This window comes from Pantoea alfalfae, assembly GCF_019880205.1.
Lineage (GTDB): Bacteria > Pseudomonadota > Gammaproteobacteria > Enterobacterales > Enterobacteriaceae > Pantoea > Pantoea alfalfae.
Genome location: NZ_CP082292.1, coordinates 1,874,955 through 1,893,977, shown reverse-complemented (window position 1 = coordinate 1,893,977; position 19,023 = coordinate 1,874,955). Strand labels below are relative to the sequence as shown.

Annotated in this window: 21 protein-coding genes, 1 pseudogene and 1 other annotated feature; of the genes and pseudogenes, 16 read left to right on the top strand and 6 right to left on the bottom strand. The window is 54.4% G+C overall.

The annotated features are described in order from the left end of the window. Nucleotides 1-167: 167 nt before the first annotated feature. Nucleotides 168-416, top strand: a complete 249-nt coding sequence (locus K6R05_RS08835; protein WP_150015109.1) for a YciN family protein — start codon at nucleotides 168-170, stop codon at nucleotides 414-416. Between the two features lie 27 nt (nucleotides 417-443). Here the strand turns inward: K6R05_RS08835 and sohB are convergent, their stop codons facing one another. Beyond that, entirely contained in the window at nucleotides 444-1,490 is a 1,047-nt protein-coding gene (gene sohB, locus K6R05_RS08830; protein WP_222925414.1) for a protease SohB, read from the bottom strand. 171 nt (nucleotides 1,491-1,661) lie between these two features. Between sohB and K6R05_RS08825 the strand changes: the two genes are divergently transcribed. Further along, nucleotides 1,662-2,423 carry a YciK family oxidoreductase gene (locus K6R05_RS08825; RefSeq protein WP_222925413.1) on the top strand — a complete coding sequence of 254 codons (762 nt, stop codon included), beginning with the start codon at nucleotides 1,662-1,664 and terminating at the stop codon, nucleotides 2,421-2,423. After that, nucleotides 2,423-3,013 (top strand): cob(I)yrinic acid a,c-diamide adenosyltransferase, encoded by a 591-nt coding sequence (cobO, locus tag K6R05_RS08820; protein WP_222925412.1) that lies wholly within the window; start codon nucleotides 2,423-2,425, stop codon nucleotides 3,011-3,013. Before K6R05_RS08825 ends, cobO begins: the two co-directional genes overlap by 1 nt. A 54-nt stretch (nucleotides 3,014-3,067) precedes the next feature. On the opposite strand, the gene rluB is transcribed toward cobO, so the two are convergent. Continuing rightward, the gene (gene rluB / locus K6R05_RS08815; protein WP_061062581.1) at nucleotides 3,068-3,958 is read right to left on the bottom strand and encodes a 23S rRNA pseudouridine(2605) synthase RluB; all 891 of its coding nucleotides are present in this window, start codon (nucleotides 3,956-3,958) and stop codon (nucleotides 3,068-3,070) included. Nucleotides 3,959-4,739: 781 nt separating this feature from the next. Here rluB and K6R05_RS08810 point away from each other — a divergent pair. Further along, nucleotides 4,740-5,387 carry a serine protease gene (locus K6R05_RS08810; RefSeq protein ID WP_161736502.1) on the top strand — a complete coding sequence of 216 codons (648 nt, stop codon included), beginning with the start codon at nucleotides 4,740-4,742 and terminating at the stop codon, nucleotides 5,385-5,387. A 12-nt stretch (nucleotides 5,388-5,399) separates the two neighbouring features. Here K6R05_RS08810 and K6R05_RS08805 read toward each other — a convergent pair whose 3' ends face one another. Both K6R05_RS08805 and rnm read right to left on the bottom strand, forming a co-directional pair. Next, nucleotides 5,400-6,020: an L-threonylcarbamoyladenylate synthase gene (locus K6R05_RS08805; RefSeq protein ID WP_013358020.1), complete on the bottom strand. Its 621-nt coding sequence runs from the start codon at nucleotides 6,018-6,020 to the stop codon at nucleotides 5,400-5,402. A gap of 12 nt (nucleotides 6,021-6,032) precedes the next feature. Continuing rightward, nucleotides 6,033-6,917, bottom strand: a complete 885-nt coding sequence (gene rnm / locus K6R05_RS08800; RefSeq protein WP_161736503.1) for an RNase RNM — start codon at nucleotides 6,915-6,917, stop codon at nucleotides 6,033-6,035. A 153-nt stretch (nucleotides 6,918-7,070) separates the two neighbouring features. Next, nucleotides 7,071-7,172 (top strand) — a sequence feature (Trp leader region). A 23-nt stretch (nucleotides 7,173-7,195) separates the two neighbouring features. On the opposite strand from rnm, the gene K6R05_RS08795 reads away from it, so the two are divergent. The 6 genes and pseudogenes from K6R05_RS08795 (at nucleotide 7,196) to K6R05_RS08765 (ending at nucleotide 14,222) form a co-directional block, all read left to right on the top strand. After that, nucleotides 7,196-8,761 carry an anthranilate synthase component 1 gene (locus K6R05_RS08795; protein WP_222925411.1) on the top strand — a complete coding sequence of 522 codons (1,566 nt, stop codon included), beginning with the start codon at nucleotides 7,196-7,198 and terminating at the stop codon, nucleotides 8,759-8,761. Further along, nucleotides 8,761-10,355: pseudogene (gene trpD, locus K6R05_RS22110) on the top strand (bifunctional anthranilate synthase glutamate amidotransferase component TrpG/anthranilate phosphoribosyltransferase TrpD). The gene K6R05_RS08795 and the pseudogene trpD overlap by 1 nt, the downstream one beginning before the upstream one ends. A 2-nt stretch (nucleotides 10,356-10,357) precedes the next feature. After that, nucleotides 10,358-11,719, top strand: coding sequence for a bifunctional indole-3-glycerol-phosphate synthase TrpC/phosphoribosylanthranilate isomerase TrpF (gene trpCF / locus K6R05_RS08780; protein ID WP_222925410.1), 1,362 nt, complete (start codon nucleotides 10,358-10,360; stop codon nucleotides 11,717-11,719). Nucleotides 11,720-11,764: 45 nt separating this feature from the next. Then, nucleotides 11,765-12,955 (top strand): tryptophan synthase subunit beta, encoded by a 1,191-nt coding sequence (trpB, locus tag K6R05_RS08775; protein ID WP_161736507.1) that lies wholly within the window; start codon nucleotides 11,765-11,767, stop codon nucleotides 12,953-12,955. Continuing rightward, the gene (gene trpA / locus K6R05_RS08770) at nucleotides 12,955-13,758 is read left to right on the top strand and encodes a tryptophan synthase subunit alpha (RefSeq protein WP_161736508.1); all 804 of its coding nucleotides are present in this window, start codon (nucleotides 12,955-12,957) and stop codon (nucleotides 13,756-13,758) included. Before trpB ends, trpA begins: the two co-directional genes overlap by 1 nt. Before the next feature lie 149 nt (nucleotides 13,759-13,907). After that, the gene (locus K6R05_RS08765) at nucleotides 13,908-14,222 is read left to right on the top strand and encodes a BON domain-containing protein (protein ID WP_009089937.1); all 315 of its coding nucleotides are present in this window, start codon (nucleotides 13,908-13,910) and stop codon (nucleotides 14,220-14,222) included. 46 nt (nucleotides 14,223-14,268) lie between these two features. Here the strand turns inward: K6R05_RS08765 and ompW are convergent, their stop codons facing one another. Next, complete coding sequence (gene ompW / locus K6R05_RS08760; protein WP_237566755.1) at nucleotides 14,269-14,901, bottom strand: outer membrane protein OmpW; 633 nt, start codon at nucleotides 14,899-14,901, stop codon at nucleotides 14,269-14,271. 254 nt (nucleotides 14,902-15,155) lie between these two features. Between ompW and K6R05_RS08755 the strand changes: the two genes are divergently transcribed. Genes K6R05_RS08755 through yciA form a run of 4 tightly spaced genes read left to right on the top strand, consistent with a single transcriptional unit; the run spans nucleotide 15,156 to nucleotide 17,406 of the window. After that, nucleotides 15,156-15,572 carry a YkgJ family cysteine cluster protein gene (locus tag K6R05_RS08755; protein ID WP_161736509.1) on the top strand — a complete coding sequence of 139 codons (417 nt, stop codon included), beginning with the start codon at nucleotides 15,156-15,158 and terminating at the stop codon, nucleotides 15,570-15,572. A 27-nt stretch (nucleotides 15,573-15,599) separates the two neighbouring features. Continuing rightward, nucleotides 15,600-16,334: a YciC family protein gene (locus K6R05_RS08750; RefSeq protein WP_222925409.1), complete on the top strand. Its 735-nt coding sequence runs from the start codon at nucleotides 15,600-15,602 to the stop codon at nucleotides 16,332-16,334. 51 nt (nucleotides 16,335-16,385) lie between these two features. Continuing rightward, nucleotides 16,386-16,925 (top strand): septation protein A, encoded by a 540-nt coding sequence (locus K6R05_RS08745; protein WP_161733961.1) that lies wholly within the window; start codon nucleotides 16,386-16,388, stop codon nucleotides 16,923-16,925. Nucleotides 16,926-16,983: 58 nt separating this feature from the next. Further along, nucleotides 16,984-17,406, top strand: a complete 423-nt coding sequence (gene yciA / locus K6R05_RS08740; protein WP_161733963.1) for an acyl-CoA thioester hydrolase YciA — start codon at nucleotides 16,984-16,986, stop codon at nucleotides 17,404-17,406. 36 nt (nucleotides 17,407-17,442) lie between these two features. Here yciA and tonB read toward each other — a convergent pair whose 3' ends face one another. Further along, the gene (gene tonB / locus K6R05_RS08735) at nucleotides 17,443-18,186 is read right to left on the bottom strand and encodes a TonB system transport protein TonB (RefSeq protein ID WP_222925408.1); all 744 of its coding nucleotides are present in this window, start codon (nucleotides 18,184-18,186) and stop codon (nucleotides 17,443-17,445) included. Between the two features lie 197 nt (nucleotides 18,187-18,383). On the opposite strand from tonB, the gene K6R05_RS08730 reads away from it, so the two are divergent. Continuing rightward, nucleotides 18,384-18,680 carry a YciI family protein gene (locus tag K6R05_RS08730; RefSeq protein WP_003853909.1) on the top strand — a complete coding sequence of 99 codons (297 nt, stop codon included), beginning with the start codon at nucleotides 18,384-18,386 and terminating at the stop codon, nucleotides 18,678-18,680. Between the two features lie 76 nt (nucleotides 18,681-18,756). Further along, nucleotides 18,757-18,942 carry a hypothetical protein gene (locus K6R05_RS08725; RefSeq protein WP_161733967.1) on the top strand — a complete coding sequence of 62 codons (186 nt, stop codon included), beginning with the start codon at nucleotides 18,757-18,759 and terminating at the stop codon, nucleotides 18,940-18,942. The last annotated feature ends 81 nt before the right edge of the window (nucleotides 18,943-19,023 follow it).

Below are 19,023 nucleotides of genomic sequence, written 5' to 3'. Positions count from 1 at the left end.
TGAAATCGGAATCGCCCACACTCTACCTGATAAAATCTGTTACGCAACTTAATTAGCACTCAGCCCGAACTTACGCCAGGTTTTCATCGTTCAGACCGATTTGTCACAGTGCGAGACAGGCCAGTAATATAGAAAGAATTTGGATGCTGTCAAAAAGGAGCGAATAAATGCAGAGATCGACTCAGGCTATTTCCCGTCAGGCGTTGCTGGAAAAGGCCAATGCGTTGATTAAAGAACATGATGATTATTTAGCAGGCATGCAGGCGGATGAGGTGATTCAGCAGGCGGATGTGCTGGTCTTTCGCGGACCGTTCTTTCTTGATGCGGATGGACTGCCGACCACGAAAACCACAGCGGTGTTTAACGTCTTCAAATACCTTGCTGTGGAGCTGTCGCCGCGCTATCACCTGGAATAAAAAACCCGGCACAGGCCGGGTTTCGCATCAAAGCAGTGGCTTTTCGCCGCGCTGCCAGAGTTTCAGCAGCAACCGTTCCGCCACCGAGCCGGCGCTCTGGGTAAAACGGTCCATCATTTTACGCCGGCGTACATAATGCACGCCAAGTACGCTGAATTGATCCATCTGACGGATGATCAGGTCATCGCTGGTGCCGATTTCGTCAATCAGGCCGAGATCCAGCGCCTGACGACCATACCAGTGCTCTCCGGTTGCCACCCGGTCAATATCGAGTGACGGGCGCATCTGGTGAACAAACTGCTTGAACAGCAGGTGCGTTTCATCAAGATCTTCCTGAAATTTCTCGCGCCCTTCTTCGGTATTCTCACCGAACAGCGTCAGCGTGCGCTTGTACTGTCCGGCAGTATGCAGCTCAACATCAATATCGTTACGCTTCAGCAGGCGGTTGAAGTTAGGGATTTGCGCAACCACGCCGATGGAGCCAATGATCGAGAACGGTGCCGCCACAATGCGATCGGCCACGCAGGCCATCATGTAGCCCCCGCTGGCTGCCACTTTATCTACGGCTGCCGTGATGTGCAGACCCGCATCGCGCAGACGCTGCAGCTGCGATGCTGCCAGGCCATAGCCATGCACCACGCCGCCTGGGCTTTCCAGGCGCAGCAGCACTTCGTCGCCAGGCTGCTTCACCGCCAACACAGCTGAAATTTCTTCACGCAGTGAGCTCACCTCACCGGCGTCCATGCTGCCTTTAAAATCAAGAACGTAGAGCGTGGGCTTAACGCTGTCTGTCTGTCCCTGCTTTGCCGCCTGTTTTTCCGCTTTGGCTTTCAGCTTTTCACTTTTTTTATGATTTTTCAGCCAGACCTTCTGCGCCTGCGGCTTCATTTTTGCCAGCTGCAAATCCTCTTTCATCTGCTGATAGTCATCACCCAGATGGGTCAGACGAAGCTGACCATTTTGTGCCCGTTTGCGTAACGCGGCATTCATGATAATCATGACAATCGCAGCGACGGCAACCACCAGTGTCACCGCTTTCGCTAAAAACAGTCCATACGTTGAAATAAAATCCATCAGGTCGCCTTCACAAAGAATAAAAAAACAATTCGCCAGTTTAGCCGTTTTACCCTACTCCGTCGCCTGAAATGCCAGCAGCCGGCACAGAATGGGTAGTCTGGCGATTGCGCCCATTCGTAAATTCGGGCATAAAGCGGAATCATGTTGTTTTCGCCGGAGGACCCCGCTGTGCATTATCAACCGAAAAGCGACCTGCTCAATCACCGTATTATCCTGGTCACGGGTGCTTCAGATGGCATTGGTCGGGAAGCGGCGCTGACGTATGCCCGTTATGGTGCTGAAGTGATCCTGATGGGCCGTAGCCCTGAGAAACTTCAGCGGGTTAAAGAGGCAATCGATCAACTTAATAAATGTGCTGCTCATACCGTCGTGTTCGACCTGGCTGAAGCGACGCCGGAACGTTGCCATCAGGTAGCCGAACAGCTGTCACAGCAGTTTTCTCGCCTTGATGGCGTGCTGCACAATGCCGGTATCCTTGGTGAAATCGTTCCGCTGGCGGAACTCGACCCTCAGATCTGGCAGCAGGTGATGAACATCAACCTGGACGCCACCTTCTTCCTGACCCAGGCGCTGTTGCCGTTGCTGTTAAAGTCAGATGCCGGTTCACTGGTCTTTACCACCTCAAGCGTTGGCCGTACCGGTCGCGCGGGCTGGGGCGCTTACGCCGTCTCTAAATTTGCCACCGAAGGGATGATGCAGGTACTGGCCGATGAGTATAAAACGCAGGCATTGCGGGTGAACTGCATTAATCCGGGTGGAACGCGGACCAAAATGCGCGCCAGCGCCTTCCCACAGGAAGATGCTAACAAGCTGAAAACGCCTGCCGATCTGATGCCGCTCTATCTTTATCTGATGGGTGATGACAGCCGGCGCAAAACCGGTATCAGCTTTGATGCGCAGCCGGGCAGAAAACCCGGAGCCGCAGAGTAATGGCTGACGATCGTCATCAGCAGCGTCAGCAGCGCCTGAAGGAGCAGGTCGATGCGCGGATTGCAGCAGCCACCGAGGTGCGTGGCATCCTGATGGTGTTTACCGGCAATGGCAAAGGCAAAACCACTGCGGCTTTTGGTACCGCCCTGCGCGCCACCGGACACGGTAAACGCGCAGCGGCTGTTCAGTTCATTAAAGGGGACTGGCCGAATGGTGAGCGTAACCTGCTGGAACAGCATGGTGTTGAGTTTCAGGTGATGGCAACCGGTTTCACATGGGACACACAGAACCGCGAAACGGATACTGCCGCCTGTCTGGCCGTGTGGCAGCATGCAAAACGGATGCTGGCCGATACGCAGCTCGATTTGGTCGTGCTCGACGAAATAACCTATATGGTCAGCATGGATTATCTGCCGCTGGACGATCTGATCACTGCCCTGCAACAGCGCCCGGCGCATCAGAGCGTCATCATTACCGGACGTGGCTGTCATCGTCGCCTGACTAAAATGGCGGATACGGTGACGGAAATGCGGCCGGTGAAGCACGCCTTTGATGCCGGTATACAGGCTCAGCAGGGAATTGACTGGTAACATAAAAAGAAAACGCAGCCCTGGGGCTGCGTTTTTAGCGATCGAGCAACGATATTAACCGGCGTTACGTTTGCTGCCCGGATTGCGGCGTGGCGCACGTGGCGTGCTGCTCACTTTACTGTGACGTTTTACTGCACGACGAATCTGGTTCGCCTTGGTGCGACGACGATCTTTTTCGACCACCAGCTTGGTGACCGTTTCATCATCCAGCTCCACCAGGTTACGCAGGTAGTTCACCGCAGGCAGATCCAGTTCGGTCCAGCCGCCGCGCGGCAGGCCTTTTGGTAAGGTGATATCGCCATAGCGAACGCGCATCAGACGACTGACCTGTACGCCGACCGCCTCCCATAAACGACGCACCTCACGGTTACGTCCTTCCGTCAGAGTGACGTTGTACCACTGGTTAATGCCTTCTCCGCCGCCAAACTTCAGGGTTTTAAACGCAGCCGGGCCATCTTCCAGCTGAACGCCCTTGCTCAGCTGACGAATTTTATCGTCGTCTACCTGACCAAACACGCGCACCGCATACTCACGTTCCACTTCACGGCTCGGATGCATCAGGCGGTTCGCCAGTTCACCGTCGGTAGTGAAGAGCATCAGACCACAGGTGTTCACATCCAGACGGCCAACGGCAATCCAGCGTGAACCGCGCAGACGAGGCAGACGGTCAAACACCGTCGGGCGGCCTTCAGGATCGCTGCGGGTACAGAGTTCACCTTCCGGTTTGTAGTAAGCCAGCACGCGGCAAACTTCGGTTGCTGATTCAGCAATCGATACCAGATGGCCATCAATACGGATTTTCAGAGATTTGCTGCTTTCGACGCGGTCGCCCAGGGTGGCGATTTTGCCGTCAACGCTGACACGGCCGGCAGCAATCATTGATTCGATTTCACGACGCGAGCCATGTCCGGCACGCGCTAAGACTTTCTGTAACTTTTCGCTCATTGAGCTTCCTCTTTGTCGCCTTCCCAGGCGTCATGATTGGGTGATAATCCTTTCTAAATCAACAAGTTAACTTAGCAAGTTTGCCCCATTATACAGGCATTTAACGCTGAAGTAACGCCCTTTATGGATAGTGCCATCGTAAATAAAGAAAGGTTAACCTCTCATAGTTTGAGCTCTGATAATCCTTGCTGCTGATTTAATAAAAAACGCGGCGTATGGTAAGAGAATATGTTTAATAAAACGCGTGTATCAAAAACTTTATAGCTGATCACTATTAAATTTTCTAACCACCCGTTTTTCATCAACGCGATATTCTGAGAATAAAACCTTAACGCTATCTTACACTTCCATCACTCTTACCAGGCTTTATAACATCTAAAAAAAATATCAAAGACAGCATAAAATGCTGGTTAATTGAATTTAATCATTCCGTATGCACTGCCAAAATCAAAAAGTCAGATTATTCCTAATGAAGATTGATTTAAAACCTTATTTCTCATGCAATTTGATTGTTATTAGCTTTAATAAATTGTACGACATTATTAAGCTGATACACTTTATCACGGCAGCATAATAAAAAAGCAAAGCACGCGATAAAGCGTTCTTGCGACATTTGAGTCTTGCTTAATTGATTCGTTAATAAAAAAAGTGTTTTTACATTAATCCAATAAACCGGCGCATCCGGAGTTGTTGCGTTAATACGGTTCAGTGATGAACCTTGCTTGCATGTCAAAAATCTTCACCAGGGATTTCCCGACATGCCTGAATAAAGAAAAACATCATGAGAAACCTGTTTCTGAGCCCGGTGCTTGCTGCACTGGTGCTGAGCGGGTGTTCCGTGGGCCACACCGAGTACAGTCGTACGGCGATGCAGCACGTAGATATGAGCGTGACAGGCATTCCGACGATCCTCGGTCTGGGCACACTGGGCACCAGCATTCCTCTGACGCCTGAATATAGCCTTACGGCTGCGCACGTGGCTAAAACCGCCGTGCAGCGCGTTAAGTCTTATCACCCTTATTGCGACCTTGCGATTATTTATCACAAGAATGATGCCAGCACGCTGACTAAGTTCCGCAGCAGTGACATCGGTGATCCAGTTAAAATGTATGGCTACAGCTTTATTTCAGCGATGCCGGTTGAATCGTCCGGGGTTAATTTAGCCCGCACGGCTATTCGGAATAAATGGAATAAAAGTCCCTGCTTAGCGATGGCCTCGAATGCGGGCGTCGTTCAGGGAATGTCTGGCGGTGGCGTGTATAACCGGGATGATACGCTGGGCGGCGTTATTGTTGGCTATTCTGACTCGATCAGGAATGGGCGTAATAACAAAGTGATCCTCAAAGATGTATCACTTTATATTCCTTACGGTCAGTTTAAGAACTGGTTAGAGTCGAATCTGGCTCAGACACCGACGCGCGGTGTCTGAAGCCCGACGTAATTACAGGAACGGGCGGGTATCGCCCACGCCTTCACGCACGATTTCCGGCGAATCGGTGGTCAGATCGACCACCGTGGTCGGCTGCTGACCCAGCGTACCACCGTCGATGATCAGATCGACCAGCTTACCAATGCTGTGCTGGATCTCTTCCGGGTCTGACTCGGTAAAATCGTTGCCTGGCAGAATCAATGAGGTCGACATCATCGGCTGATTCAGCGCTTCCAGCAGCGCCAGCGCTACCGGATTGGAGGGCACGCGCAGACCAATGGTCTTACGCTTTTCATTCATCAGGCGACGCGGCACTTCTTTGGTCGCCTTGAGAATAAAGGTGTAGTTGCCGGGCGTATTGTTTTTCAGCAGACGAAAAGCCGAGTTACCCACCTGCGAATAAACCGACAGCTCAGAGAGATCCCGGCACATCAGGGTGAAGTTGTGGTGCCCGTCGAGCTGACGGATACGGCAAATCCGCTCCATCGCGCCCTTCTCTTCCAGCCGACAGCCCAGCGCATAGCCGGAATCGGTGGGATAGACAATGACGCTGCCTTTGTTCAGGTAGTCGACCGCCTGGTTAATCAGCCGTGGCTGGGGATTGTCCGGATGAATGTGAAACAATTGACTCATAGAAACCTCGTGTCACCTTTCCGTGATTGTCAGGCCGGGCGCGAGATCCGGGAAGCGTTCCCAGACCGGCTCAACCGCTGCGGGCAGCCAGAGTTTACGACCCAGTTCAATCCACGGGCAGGGTTGATGAAAATCAGAACCTTGTGATGCGGCCAGTGCATTATCTCTGGCATATTGTGCCAGCGTTGTACGCTCATTGGGTGGCTGCTGGCACTGCGCGACTTCCATCGCATCGCCGCCCGCCTCGCGGAAATGGGCGACCAGCCGTTTGAGCCACTTCGCCGATAAGCCATATCGGCCAGGATGCGCCAGCACGGCACACCCACCAGAATGATGAATCGCATCAATGGCTTGTTTAATTGTACACCATTGTGGCGGCACGTAGCCGGTTTTGCCACGCGCCAGATAATTTTTGAATACCTGTACCATATTGTCCGCTTTGCCCTGCTCAATCAGGAAGCGGGCAAAGTGACCACGGGTAATGACGCCGCCATCAGCCAGACGCATCGCACCCGCCAGCGCATCCGGGATACGTGCCTTCGCGAGTCGCTCACCAATCTCTTGCGCCCGCGTCCGGCGGCAGTCATGTTGTCCGGCCAGAAAGGTCACCATCGCCGGATGGTGAATATCAATGTTCAGGCCGACGATGTGAATCTCATGGTTCTCCCACAGCGTGGAGATCTCTGCCCCGGGCAGCACTTTTATTGGTAAATCGTGGTCGCGTGCCGTTTGCTGCGCTTCCTCTACCCCTGCAACGCTGTCGTGATCGGTGATCGCCAGTACGCCCACGCGCATCTCAACGGCTCGCTGCACCAGCGCGGCTGGCGTCAGTAAGCCATCGGAGGCGCGCGTGTGGCTGTGTAAATCATAAACCGGGAAACGGGCGATATCGCTCAAGAGAACTCCTGCTAAAACTAAACCGGCCAGCATGATAACGATTTTCACGGTCAGTGAAAAAGTGTATTGACATTTACGCCATGAACCCGTTAACTAGTACACAAGTTCACACGTAACGGGTATTCAATCATGGCTGTTGTAATCACGCATTTAAACGGTTGGCGCAATGTTCCCGAAAACGGGCGACAGGATCGTGCACACTTTGCGTAAACGCTGTGCTAATACCTAAGCCCGCCACCGAGCGGGCTTTTTTTTGAGCGAAATTCAGAGAAATCATCATGCCAAATGCGAAACCTACAGTGAAGTTGATTACCGGCACCGCGCCTTATCGCGAAGATCCGGCCGCAGTGTTTCACCAGCTGTGCGGCGCACGTCCGGCAACCCTGCTGCTCGAATCTGCGGATATCGACAGCAAGCGTAATTTAAAAAGTCTGCTGATTGTCGACAGCGCGCTGCGTATCAGCGCCATGGGTAATACGGTTATCGTTCAGGCGCTGTCAGAAAATGGCCGTGCCGTGCTGCCGCTGCTGGATGAGGCCCTGCCCGCTTCCGTCAGCAATCAGGTCCGTCCCGATGGACGTGAGCTGACTTTTCCGCAGAGCACCGATCCGCATCAGGACGAAGATTCCCGTCTCAAAGCACTCTCGGTGTTTGATGCACTGCGTCTGATTCCACAGCTGGTTAACGCCTCTGCCGACGAGCGCGAAGCCGTGCTGCTGGGTGGCCTGTTTGCCTATGACCTGGTGGCTGGTTTTGAAACCCTGCCGGAACTGGATAATCAGCAACGCTGCCCCGACTACTGTTTCTACCTGGCAGAGACGTTACTGGTGATCGATCACCAGACCCGCAGTGCGCGTCTGCAGGCCAGCCTGTTCTGCCCGTCCACCAGCGAGTTCCAGCGTCTGCAACGCCGTATTGAGCAACTGCACGGCCAGATGCTGCAGCCAGCACCTGCGCTGCCGGTACAAAAGGTCGAACAGATGACGCTGACCACCAGCCAGAGCGATGAAGAGTATTGTGATGTGGTTCGCACCATGCAGCAGGCGATTCGCATCGGTGAAATTTTCCAGGTCGTGCCATCACGCCGCTTCTCACTGCCGTGCCCGTCACCGCTGGCCGCCTATGACACGCTGAAAAACAGCAATCCAAGCCCGTATATGTTCTTTATGCAGGATCAGGATTTCTCCCTGTTTGGCGCATCGCCGGAAAGCTCGCTGAAGTATGACGCGACCTCTCGTCAGATCGAGATCTACCCCATTGCCGGTACCCGTCCACGTGGTCGCCATGCCGATGGCTCACTGGACCGCGATCTTGACAGCCGCATTGAGCTGGAGATGCGCACCGACCATAAAGAGCTGGCTGAACATCTGATGCTGGTGGATCTGGCGCGTAACGATCTGGCGCGCATCTGCGTGCCAGGCAGCCGCTACGTGGCTGACCTGACCAAAGTTGATCGCTACTCGTTCGTGATGCATCTGGTTTCCCGCGTCGTCGGCACGCTGCGCGCCGACCTCGACGTGCTGCACGCCTATCGCGCCTGTATGAACATGGGCACGCTGAGCGGTGCGCCAAAAGTTCGCGCGATGCAACTGATTGCCGGTGCTGAACGCACCCGTCGCGGCAGCTATGGTGGCGCGGTGGGCTACTTCACCGCGCAGGGGGATCTCGACACCTGCATCGTTATTCGTTCGGCCTATGTCGAAGATGGCGTCGCCACTGTTCAGGCGGGCGCTGGTGTGGTGCTGGATTCGAATCCGCAGGCTGAAGCGGATGAAAGCCGCAATAAAGCCCGTGCCGTTCTGCGCGCTATCGCGACTGCCCATCACTGCAAGGAGATCTTCTGATGGCCGATATTCTGCTGCTCGATAACATCGACTCTTTTACCTATAACCTGGTTGATCAGCTGCGGACCTTTGGTCACAACGTGGTGATCTACCGCAACAACCTGCCCGCTGAACTGCTAATTGCACAGCTGGAGCGGATGGAAGATCCGGTGCTGATGCTGTCACCGGGTCCCGGCGCACCAAAAGATGCCGGTTGTATGCCGGAACTGCTGCGGGTGCTGCGTGGACGTCTGCCGATTATCGGCATCTGCCTGGGCCATCAGGCGATTGTGGAAGCCTATGGCGGCCATGTAGGCCAGGCGGGCGAAATCCTGCACGGCAAAGCCTCGTCTATCGTCCATGACGACGAGGCGATGTTTGCCGGCCTGAGTAATCCACTGCCGGTGGCGCGCTATCACTCGCTGGTGGGCAGCAACACGCCGGATGAGCTGACAGTCAACGCCAGCTTTAACGGGATGGTGATGGCGGTTCGTCATGAAACCGATCGCGTCTGCGGGTTTCAGTTCCATCCTGAATCGATTTTGACTTCTCAGGGCGCGCGCCTGCTTGAGCAGACGCTGGCCTGGGCGCTGGCAAAGTAACAGGGAGAATAATAATGCAACAGACACTGGAAAAACTTTACCAGGCGCAGACGCTGAATCAGGCGGAGAGTCATCAGCTATTCAGCGCCATTATTACCGGACAGCTGGAGCCAACGCAGCTCGCTGCCGCGCTGATCGCCATGAAAGTACGCGGTGAAACACCGGAAGAGATCGCCGGAGCCGCGACGGCGCTGCTGGAAGATGCTAAACCGTTTCCCCGCCCGGAATACGCGTTTGCCGACATCGTCGGCACCGGCGGCGATGGCAGTAACAGCATTAATATCTCCACGGCCAGCGCCTTTGTTGCCGCAACCTGCGGTCTGAAAGTGGCGAAGCACGGCAACCGCAGCGTCTCCAGTAAATCGGGCTCGTCTGACCTGCTGGCCGCCTTTGGAATCAACCTTGATATGCCCGCTGACCGGGCGCGTCAGGCGCTGGACGACCTTAACGTCTGCTTCCTGTTTGCGCCGCAGTATCACACTGGCTTTCGCCACGCGATGCCAGTGCGCCAGCAGCTGAAGACCCGCACGCTGTTCAACGTGTTAGGCCCATTAATCAACCCGGCGCGCCCGCCACTGGCGGTGATTGGCGTCTACAGCCCGGAACTGGTGCTGCCGATTGCGCAGACCCTGAAAGTACTGGGTTATCAGCGCGCCGCGGTGGTTCACGGTGGCGGCATGGATGAAGTGGCGCTGCACGATGTGACCCATGTGGCTGAGCTGCGTGAAGGGGAAATTACCCGCTATCAGCTCTCGCCGGAAGACTTTGGTTTTGGCTTCCATCCCAAAGAGGCGCTGGCGGGCGGCACGCCGGAAGAAAATCGTGACATTCTGACGGCTTTACTCCAGGGTAATGGCCAGCAGGCCCATGAGGAGGCGGTCGCCGTCAACGTGGCGATGTTGCTTAAAGTATTCGGTCAGGAAGATCTGCGTGAAAACGCACAGCAGGCGCTTAACGCCATCCGCAGCGGACAGGCTTATGAGCGTGTTGTCGCACTGGCAGCAAGAGGATAATCATGAAAGGCACCGTGTTAGAAAAAATTGTTCAGGACAAAGCGATTTGGGTGGAAGCCCGTCAGCAGCAGCAGCCTCTCTCCACCTTTCAGAACAGCATTGAACCTGCCAGCCGTCATTTCTATGACGCGCTGCAGGGTGCAAGAACTGCGTTTATCCTGGAATGTAAAAAGGCGTCGCCCTCAAAAGGTGTGATTCGCGAGGATTTCGATCCGGCCGCCATAGCCGGGGTTTACCGCCACTATGCTTCTGCGGTGTCCGTGCTGACCGATGAGAAATATTTTCAGGGTGACTTCGCCTTTCTGCCGATTGTCAGCGCCGCCATCACCCAGCCGGTGCTGTGCAAAGATTTTATTATCGACCCTTATCAGATCTATCTGGCCCGCTATTACCAGGCGGATGCGATCCTGCTGATGCTGTCGGTGCTGGATGATGAGCAATATCGTCAGCTGGCCGCCGTAGCGCACAGCCTGAAAATGGGCATCCTGACGGAAGTGAGTAATGAAGAGGAACTGGAGCGGGCTATCGCGCTGCAGGCAAAAGTCGTGGGAATTAACAATCGCGACCTGCGCGATCTCTCTATCGATCTCAACCGCACTCGTCAGCTGGCGCCACGCCTGTCACACGGCGTCACCGTAATCAGCGAATCAGGCATAAACAGCTACGCAGATATTCGTGAGCTGAGCCACTTTGCCAACGGCTTCCTGATTGGGTCTGCCCTGATGGAAGAAGCTGACCTGACCGGTGCGGTACGTCGGGTTACGTTGGGTAGCAATAAAGTGTGCGGTCTGACCCGTGCCGAAGATGCCCGCGCTGCGTATGAAGCCGGTGCAATCTATGGCGGTCTGATTTTCGCGGAAGGGTCACCGCGCCAGATTGACACCGCCGCGGCACAACATGTGATTGCCGCCGCGCCGCTGCGTTACGTCGGGGTTTTCCGCAACCACTCCATCAGTGACGTTGTCACGCAGGCCAGTGCGATTTCGCTGTCAGCAGTGCAGCTTCACGGCAATGAAACGCCGGAATTTGTGGCAGAATTGCGTGCTTCCTTACCTGCAGAGATTCAAATCTGGAAAGCACTTCGCATTGAAGGCGCATTACCTGCGCGCGACTGGCCACATGTCGATCGCTATGTATTTGATAATGGTGATGGCGGAACCGGACAGTGTTTTGACTGGTCGCTGTTACAGGGGCAGACATTGGACAATGTGCTGCTGGCCGGTGGCCTGAGTGCGGATAACTGTGTTGAAGCCGCGCAGTTGGGCTGTGCCGGACTGGACTTCAACTCTGGTGTGGAAAGCGCGCCTGGCATCAAAGATGCCCGAAAAATTGCCGCGGTGTTTCAGACGCTGCGTGCCTACTGATTTGCCTGGCCTGCTCAACGGCGGGCCCGAGAAAGGAAGAGAAAAATGACGTTACTGAATCCCTACTTTGGCGAATTTGGCGGAATGTATGTTCCGCAGATCCTGATGCCAGCCCTGCGCCAGCTGGAAGAGGCGTTTGTCGACGCCCAGAAAGATCCTGAGTTTCAGGCCGAGTTTACCGACCTGCTGAAGAACTATGCCGGTCGTCCTACTGCCCTGACACTGTGTAAAAATCTGACGAAAGGCACCAAAACCCGCCTCTATCTTAAGCGTGAAGATCTGCTACACGGTGGCGCGCATAAGACCAACCAGGTGCTGGGTCAGGCATTGTTAGCTAAACGTATGGGCAAAAACGAAATCATTGCCGAGACCGGTGCCGGTCAGCACGGCGTCGCTTCCGCGCTGGCCTGTGCGCTGCTGGGCATGAAGTGCCGCATCTATATGGGTGCGAAAGATGTCGAACGTCAGTCTCCTAACGTGTTTCGTATGCGTCTGATGGGTGCAGAAGTGATCCCGGTTCACAGCGGCTCCGCCACGCTGAAAGATGCCTGTAACGAAGCGCTGCGTGACTGGTCTGGCAGCTATGAGACTTCACACTATATGCTCGGCACCGCGGCGGGTCCGCATCCCTTCCCGACTATCGTGCGTGAGTTCCAGCGCATGATTGGTGAAGAGACTAAAAAGCAGATTCTGGAAAGAGAAGGCCGGCTGCCTGACGCGATCCTCGCCTGCGTAGGCGGCGGTTCAAATGCCATCGGGATGTTTGCCGACTTCATCGATGAGACCAGCGTGAAGCTGATCGGCGTGGAGCCCGCGGGTCACGGCATTGAAACCGGCGAGCATGGCGCACCGCTCAAACATGGTCGCGTCGGCATCTACTTCGGTATGAAATCGCCGATGATGCAGACCCACGATGGCCAGATTGAGGAGTCTTATTCAATCTCTGCCGGCCTCGACTTCCCGTCAGTGGGTCCGCAGCATGCGCATCTGAACAGCATTGGTCGCGCGGAGTATGTCTCCATTACCGATAATGAAGCGATGGACGCCTTTAAACAGCTGTGCCGTGCGGAAGGGATTATTCCGGCGCTGGAGTCTTCTCATGCTCTGGCGCATGCCCTGAAGATGATTCACGCTGAACCAGAAAAAGAGCAGTTGATCGTGGTCAACCTCTCTGGCCGCGGCGACAAAGATATTTTCACCGTTCATGACATTCTGACAGCGCAGGGAGAAATCTGATGGAACGTTACAATCAACTGTTTACACGGCTGTCAGCGAATAACGAAGGCGCTTTCGTTCCTTTCGTTACGCTGGGCGATCCCTCTCCGGAGCTTTCACTGCGCGTGATTGACGCGCTGGTGGAAGGTGGCGCGGATGCACTGGAGCTGGGTATTCCCTTCTCCGATCCGCTGGCAGATGGCCCGACCATTCAGAACGCCACGCTGCGCGCCTTTGCGGCGGGTACCAACACCAGCCAGTGTTTTGAAATGCTGGCGACTATCCGCCGTAAATACCCGGATCTGCCGATTGGCTTGCTGATGTACGCTAACCTGGTTTTCACCAACGGCGTGGATGCGTTCTATGCCCGTTGTGCTGAAGCCGGTGTGGATTCGGTGCTGGTTGCGGATGTGCCGGTTGAAGAGTCTGCACCCTTCCGTCAGGCGGCGCTGCGTCATGGCATAGCACCTATCTTTATCTGTCCGCCTAACGCCAGCGATGAGCTGCTGCGCGAGATCGCGTCACACGGACGGGGTTACACCTACCTGCTGTCACGCGCGGGTGTGACCGGTGCTGAAAACCGTGCCAGCCTGCCGTTGCAGCACCTGATCGACAAGCTGCGTGAATACCACGCCGCGCCGCCGCTGCAGGGCTTTGGTATTTCAGAACCGGAACAGGTGAAAGAAGCGATCGCTGCAGGTGCAGCGGGTGCTATCTCCGGATCTGCGATTGTCAGAATCATTGAAAAACACCATGCAGAGCCTGAGGTCATGCTGAGTGAACTGAAGAATTTTGTCAGCCGCCTCAAGGCCGCCAGCCGTTAATCCTGCCATCATGCCTTATCGCGCGATAAGGCATGATTTGTTTCCTTTTTTTTCATTCCGCTATTTGCCCTTTTTGCAAAATCTGCACCACAATGACAATGCGCCGTTACGGTAACGTCGCATCCATTTTGTGACAGGGAGAGAGAGCAATGAAATTCGTTAAACTGCTGACAGGTGCTGTACTGGCGGGCGTGGTTGCGCTGACACTGAGCGCCTGTGCGCCAACCGCAACCAAAGAGGGAACCGGTGGCTATATTGATGACACCGTGGTGACCACAAAAGTGAAAGGTGAACTGCTGAAAGATGACTCGCTGAAATCGACTGAAATCAACGTAGAAACCTTCAAAGGTAAAGTTCAGCTGAGCGGTTTTGTTTCATCACCACAGATGGCGAATCGTGCCGTTCAGGTTACGCGCAGCGTGCCGGGCGTGAAGTCAGTCGTCAACAATATGCAGATCAAATAACGTCGTAACAGAAAAAAAGGCCGCTGATTCAGCGGCCTTTTTCTCATCAGAAACGGTAACCCGCTCCGAAGAAGAAGACCCAGGGATCGATGCGCATATTGATATTCTGCTGCTCGCCTCCTGCTTTAAACTTCACTTCCGTATCAATATCCATGTACCACACTGATGCATTCAGCATCCAGTCACGGTTAATCTGATAATCCAGACCGACCTGACCCGCCACACCCCAGGAGTCCTTCACGCTGAGATCGGTCAGGCCCGCATCGCGGCCCGTCTGGTTGAAATCGGCATCATAAAAGGTGGTGTAGTTGATCCCCACGCCAACGTAAGGGCGCGCTTTGCTTTTGCTGTCAAAGAAATAGTACTGCGCCATCAGCGTCGGCGGTAACTGGCGAACGGTAGCCAGCGTACCCGTCGGGCCAAGACCCACTTTGTGACGGAAAGGCGTGGCGGCCAGTAACTCAACACCAATATTGTCTGTTGCCATGTACGTGAAGGTCAGGCCGAGTTGTGTGTCATTAGTGGCGCTGAACTCGCCCATTCCTAACACATTATCGGAACCCTCAGTCGGCCGGACGGTAGCGCTGCCGGCACGCATAAAGAAGTCGCCTGCTTCGTGGGCCATCGCCAGTTGAGGCAGGGCCAGGGCCAGCAGCATCGCGCATTTTGCCAGTTTCATTATCACTCCTTTGCTTAATGTTAATGTCGCGAACGGAATCGCTTTTTTTGCTGGCAATTATTTAACGCGATTTACAGAAAATTGCACTCAGTACCCCTGAGATAAATTGCTTAAAAAACAATGAATTGATTTAGATCAATTTCGGCGCTGTCAGCAGCATGCAAATTCCGCTTGCTGAATAATTTCGCTGGCCCTATGTTGCTTATCTTCATTGTTGATTTTGGTTCGATGCCCTGGGAGGGGCGGGTGATCAAATGAGTGAGCTCTCTAACCCTTGTGTCAGCTGTGGCGCCTGCTGCGCCCATTTCCGCGTCTCATTTTACTGGGCTGAAGCCGATGATGCGGGCGGTCTGGTTCCCACTGAATTAACGGAGCCTTTAGGCCTGTTAATGCGCAACATGCGGGGTACCAACGATCGTGCGCCCCGCTGCGTCGCCCTGCAGGGCGACATTGGCGGCTGCGTTTCCTGCGGCATTTATGAACAACGTCCGACGCCCTGTCGGGAGTTTTCAATGTCGGGTGAAGCAGGTATCCATAATGAAGCCTGCGATCGCGCCCGCGCGCGTTATGGCCTTCCTGCCCTTTTTGCGCCCTCTTTACCTCATATTACAGAAAGTTATGCCCTGCCGGGTGCCCCGGAGCTGCCAGAACATGTACAATCGCCGGGTTAATTAACCCGGTTCCTCCAAGGAGTGTACATGTCTATCACGGCAAGCTCGTTATACCGTGACACAGGAAATTTCGCGCGCCATCAACTGGCTACGGTGCTGTTGATGTCGCTGCTGGCCGCGTTTGTCACCGTCATGCTGGTGCATGTGCTGACGCCTGGTGCCGATCAGATGGCCATCCTGCAGCAGGGTGATGACAGCGCCAGTTCGTTATTTGAGATGGTGCAGAATATGTCACCGGAACAGCAACAGGTACTGCTGCGCGCCTCAGCGGCCAGCACTTTTGCCGCGCTGATGGGGAATACCCTGCTGCTTGGCGGTATGCTCTATCTGATCCCGATGGTCTCTTCCGGCCAGCGTGTCAGTGCGTTGCGGGCCATTGGTGCCTCAGCTCCGCTGCTGCCAAAGCTGCTACTGCTCACCTTCCTGATGACGCTGGTCGCGCAGCTGGGCTTTATGGTGCTGGTCGTGCCAGGCATTCTGCTGACGATCCTGCTGTCGCTGGCGCCGGTGATGGTGGCGAGTGAGAAGATGGGTGTCTTTGCCGCCATGCGCGCCAGTATGCGGATGGCGTGGAAGAATGTCAGGCTGATCGCCCCGGCGATTTTGCTCTGGCTGCTGGCTAAAGTCATTGTGATGCTTTTCTTCTCATCGCTGACGGTATTACCCCTCAATGTCTCGTCGGTGATTTTTACCGCGGCTGGCAATGTGGTTTCAGCGATGTTGATTATCTATCTTTATCGGCTCTATATGCTGTTACGTTGATTGGCGGTGTGCCTTCGGGCACATTCGCAGCCAACTCTGAATGGAAAAACTATGAAGCAGCTACTCGACTTTCTCCCCCTGGTGGTCTTTTTCATCTTCTATAAGCTGTATGACATTTTTGTCGCCTCGGGCGCACTGATCGTGGCCACCGGCCTGGCGCTGGTTGTCAGCTGGGTGCTCTATCGCAAGCTGGAAAAGATGACGATTTTCACCTTTGTGCTGGTGGCGGTTTTTGGCACCCTGACGCTGGTGTTCCACAACGATGAGTTCATTAAGTGGAAAGTCACGGTGATCTACAGCCTGTTTGCCGCCGCCCTGCTCTACAGCCAGTGGTTTATGGAGCAGACGCTGATTCAGCGCATGCTGGGCAAAGAGTTACACCTGCCCGATGCGGTCTGGCGTCGGCTCAACGTTGCCTGGGCGCTGTTCTTCTTCATCTGCGGCCTGGTAAACATCTATGTCGCCTTTTGGTTATCTCAGGCGTTTTGGGTTAACTTTAAAGTGTTCGGTCTCTCCGGTCTGACCTTACTGTTTACCCTGCTCAGCGGGCTTTACATCTGGCGACAGATGCCGCAGCAGGAACAAAAATAATCATCTGCCCGGTCCGCCGGGCATTTTTTTAGCATTCACCTGCATAGAAGTGGAAGCAATGGGCGAAAAACATAAATTGCCGAAAGGCGAAATGGTGCTGCGTACGCTCGCCATGCCAGCAGACACCAACGCCAACGGCGATATTTTTGGTGGCTGGCTGATGTCACAGATGGATATGGGTGGCGCTATCCTGGCGAAAGAGATCGCTGAAGGACGCGTGGTGACGGTTCGCGTCGACGGCATGTCATTTATGAAGCCCGTCGCGGTGGGCGATGTGGTGAGCTGCCATGCGAGCTGTCTTCGTACCGGCAACAGTTCCATGACGATTAATGTGGAAGTGTGGATCAAAAAAGTGTCGTCTGAGCCGATTGGACAAACTTACATTGCGACGGAAGCGGTGTTTATTTATGTGGCGGTCGACAATGCGGGCAATTCCCGTCCTCTGCCAGCCGGTCGCGCCAATCAGCAGCCTGCTGGATAAGTGACGGGTCAGGCGGCGTCTGCCTGACCCGGTACCTTATTCAATGCTGGCACCACCATTAATTTTAAACACGATATTCATGGTAAGACCCTGCCCTGGCTTTCCTTTCTCATAGCGCCAGGTTTTCATCGCCTGCTTAACGCCCCGCTCAAACATATTGCGCGGTTCAGCAGAGAGAATCTGGATGTTATCCACCCGTCCGTCGCTGTCCACATCAAACTTCACCCTTACACGTCCTTCTACCCGCAATGCAAAAGCACGCTGAGGATAGCCAGGCTTACTCACGCTCAGTGCCTTAGGGCCAGTTGAGGCCGATGAGCCAGGTGACGGTGTAGATTTTGGCGCCGTGGTCGGTTTGTTTTGCGTCGCCGGGGCTTCCTGCTTAAACGGGTCGGCCTTCGGTTTGCTCTCCTGACGCGGCTTCACCTCGCGTTTTGGCTGCTCCCGTTTGTGTTCCGGCTTTGGTTTAGGCTTAGGCTTCGGTTCAGGTTTCGGAAGGGGTACCGGCTCCGCTTTTGGCGGTTCCGGCACTGGCTGTGGCTCCGGTTCAGGCTGCGGTTCAGGTTGTGGCGCAGGCGGCTCTGCGATAGCCGGTGCTGGCTCGGGCTGGACTTCGGGCGCGACCATGGTAACGCTGATGGGCTGCGATGCTTTGGGCACCTCAATCACCTGCTGGAATGAAGCATAAAGAATTCCGGCAATCACGACTCCATGCAGAGCAACAGACAACAACATGGAGACAGGCGTGCGTTTAGGAAATGGCATAGTCAGCGTGGTCATAACAGTCGCAGTGATTGAATAGAGCAGCGATTTTAAATGCAAATAGCAATCAGTTTCAATAACTCCCGCCATCCGGCCTGAAGAAAAGCGCTTTTTAGCCCTTTATGCTGAGCCATTAGCCGCCCACAGGTTTCGTTTGCACTCTAATCGTCAATCCCTTAACGTGTTGCAAAATTCTGATAACCAGGAGTTCCTTAGTGCTTTACGTCATTTATGCAGAAGATACTGCAGAGTCACTGGAAAAACGTAACGCCGTGCGCCCTGCCCACCTGGCGAGGCTCAAACTGCTGCAGGAGGAGGGACGCCTGATCATCGCAGGCCCAATGCCTGCTGTGGATAGCAACGATCCCGGCGTGGCGGGCTTCACTGGCTCAACCGTTATTGCTGAGTTTCCGTCCTTAGAAGCCGCACAGTCATGGGCCCAGGATGATCCTTACTTTGCGGCGGGCGTCTATAAACAGGTCTCGGTTAAGCCGTTTAAACGCGTCTTCTGATAACGTATCTGCAGTCAAAATGGCGTCTGTGCCTGGCACAGACGCCATTTTTGTTTTGAATATTCAGAGAGGAAAGATGCAGATAATCATTCTGGGGCTACTGGCAATTATCGCTTTACTGATTGGCGGTGCGCTATACCTCTGGCGAACAAAGGGCTGGCGTAGTAAAAAGCAGTGGATTGTGATGCTGGTCGTGCTGGCGGCAGCACTGCAGTTGGTGAATGTAACGCTGATGATGACGTCACAACGTCTTTCGGGTTAATGATTCATGCAGCTTATTGCGATATCAGCGTAAATACCCCTGTCAGAAAAAGCTTTCGTACTGCATTACTCCTCTGCCCAT

What these genes read in the sequence shown, in the direction of transcription:
- K6R05_RS08805 (WP_013358020.1), bottom strand. Translation starts at nt 6,020, where the DNA reads ATGAGTCAATTGTTTCACATTCATCCGGACAATCCCCAGCCACGGCTG.
- K6R05_RS08755 (WP_161736509.1), top strand. Translation starts at nt 15,156, where the DNA reads ATGAGTGAGCTCTCTAACCCTTGTGTCAGCTGTGGCGCCTGCTGCGCC.
- K6R05_RS08795 (WP_222925411.1), top strand. Translation starts at nt 7,196, where the DNA reads ATGCCAAATGCGAAACCTACAGTGAAGTTGATTACCGGCACCGCGCCT.
- sohB (WP_222925414.1), bottom strand. Translation starts at nt 1,490, where the DNA reads ATGGATTTTATTTCAACGTATGGACTGTTTTTAGCGAAAGCGGTGACA.
- yciA (WP_161733963.1), top strand. Translation starts at nt 16,984, where the DNA reads ATGGGCGAAAAACATAAATTGCCGAAAGGCGAAATGGTGCTGCGTACG.
- trpCF (WP_222925410.1), top strand. Translation starts at nt 10,358, where the DNA reads ATGAAAGGCACCGTGTTAGAAAAAATTGTTCAGGACAAAGCGATTTGG.
- K6R05_RS08725 (WP_161733967.1), top strand. Translation starts at nt 18,757, where the DNA reads ATGCAGATAATCATTCTGGGGCTACTGGCAATTATCGCTTTACTGATT.
- K6R05_RS08835 (WP_150015109.1), top strand. Translation starts at nt 168, where the DNA reads ATGCAGAGATCGACTCAGGCTATTTCCCGTCAGGCGTTGCTGGAAAAG.
- K6R05_RS08745 (WP_161733961.1), top strand. Translation starts at nt 16,386, where the DNA reads ATGAAGCAGCTACTCGACTTTCTCCCCCTGGTGGTCTTTTTCATCTTC.
- K6R05_RS08765 (WP_009089937.1), top strand. Translation starts at nt 13,908, where the DNA reads ATGAAATTCGTTAAACTGCTGACAGGTGCTGTACTGGCGGGCGTGGTT.
- trpA (WP_161736508.1), top strand. Translation starts at nt 12,955, where the DNA reads ATGGAACGTTACAATCAACTGTTTACACGGCTGTCAGCGAATAACGAA.
- tonB (WP_222925408.1), bottom strand. Translation starts at nt 18,186, where the DNA reads ATGACCACGCTGACTATGCCATTTCCTAAACGCACGCCTGTCTCCATG.
- K6R05_RS08810 (WP_161736502.1), top strand. Translation starts at nt 4,740, where the DNA reads ATGAGAAACCTGTTTCTGAGCCCGGTGCTTGCTGCACTGGTGCTGAGC.
- ompW (WP_237566755.1), bottom strand. Translation starts at nt 14,901, where the DNA reads ATGAAACTGGCAAAATGCGCGATGCTGCTGGCCCTGGCCCTGCCTCAA.
- rluB (WP_061062581.1), bottom strand. Translation starts at nt 3,958, where the DNA reads ATGAGCGAAAAGTTACAGAAAGTCTTAGCGCGTGCCGGACATGGCTCG.
- cobO (WP_222925412.1), top strand. Translation starts at nt 2,423, where the DNA reads ATGGCTGACGATCGTCATCAGCAGCGTCAGCAGCGCCTGAAGGAGCAG.
- K6R05_RS08750 (WP_222925409.1), top strand. Translation starts at nt 15,600, where the DNA reads ATGTCTATCACGGCAAGCTCGTTATACCGTGACACAGGAAATTTCGCG.
- trpB (WP_161736507.1), top strand. Translation starts at nt 11,765, where the DNA reads ATGACGTTACTGAATCCCTACTTTGGCGAATTTGGCGGAATGTATGTT.